This is a genomic window from Rhodococcus olei (genome assembly GCF_039540555.1).
In the GTDB taxonomy this organism is placed as follows: domain Bacteria; phylum Actinomycetota; class Actinomycetes; order Mycobacteriales; family Mycobacteriaceae; genus Rhodococcus_G; species Rhodococcus_G olei.
The window spans coordinates 1-913 of the sequence record NZ_BAABFB010000004.1 but is presented as its reverse complement, the minus strand read 5'-3'; the positions used below and the strand labels follow the sequence as shown (position 1 = coordinate 913).

The window sequence follows — 913 nt, the reverse complement described above, 5'->3', positions numbered from 1 at the left end:
TACGGTTTCTCAAAACCGTCGACGCCAACACCCCGGCCGAGTTGGATCTGCACCTGATCTGTGACAACTGAGAGGATGATCCTGCACCGTCCCGGGGCCGTGGTCTGACCCGTGTGACAACCGGCCGCGATGCCTTCGCGTAGATCCGTCGACCAGGACCCGGGACGGTGCTCGCTGCCGCCGGACCGAGGACGTGTCCCGATAGGGGCCTTGCCGTGCACCATCTCAGTTCTGACCGTCCACGACGGCCCGGCGACGGCCATCCGTTCCCGAGCCTTCGAGGAGACAGACGACCGTGCCGCATATCGCCCACGCAGCCGACCAGCACCAGAACGACGGCCTCGCCGATGAGGTCGTTCTCGGCGTGGACACCCACAAAGACCTCCACGTCGCGGCGGTGGTCACCGTCCTCGGCGCGCTGGTGGACACGCGGTCCTTCCCGACCACCGCGGCCGGATACCGGCAGCTGTGGGACTGGGCGCGCACGCTCGGCACGGTACGACGAGCCGGGGTCGAGTGCACCGGGTCCTACGGCGCGGCGCTCGCTCGGCACCTACGGTCCGAAAGCGTCGAGGTGATCGAGGTCAACCAGCCCGACAAGGCCACCCGTCGTCGACGCGGTAAGACCGATGTCCTCGACGCCGAAGCAGCCGCCCACGCGGTGCTGGCAGGCTGCGCCACAGCCAGCGCGAAGGCCGGCGACGGTCCGGTCGAGATGATCCGAATGTTCAAGCTGGCCAAAGCATCAGCGGTCAAGGCCCGCACCCAATCCATCAACCAACTCAAGGCCGTGCTCGTCGGCGCCGACACGGGCCTGCGCGAGGCGCTGTCCGGATTGAGCAATACCGTGCTCATCCGCCGTTGCGCAGAACTCGATGCAGGGACGGCCCACGATGTCACCACCGCCGCGGCC

1 protein-coding gene is annotated in these 913 nt (G+C 67.8%); it reads left to right on the top strand.

Annotated features, from left to right (window positions below; all coding sequences use genetic code 11):
• Nucleotides 1–295 precede the first annotated feature (295 nt).
• On the top strand, nt 296–913 hold a 618-nt coding region (locus ABD951_RS00205; RefSeq protein ID WP_345340856.1), incomplete at its 3' end, for an IS110 family transposase.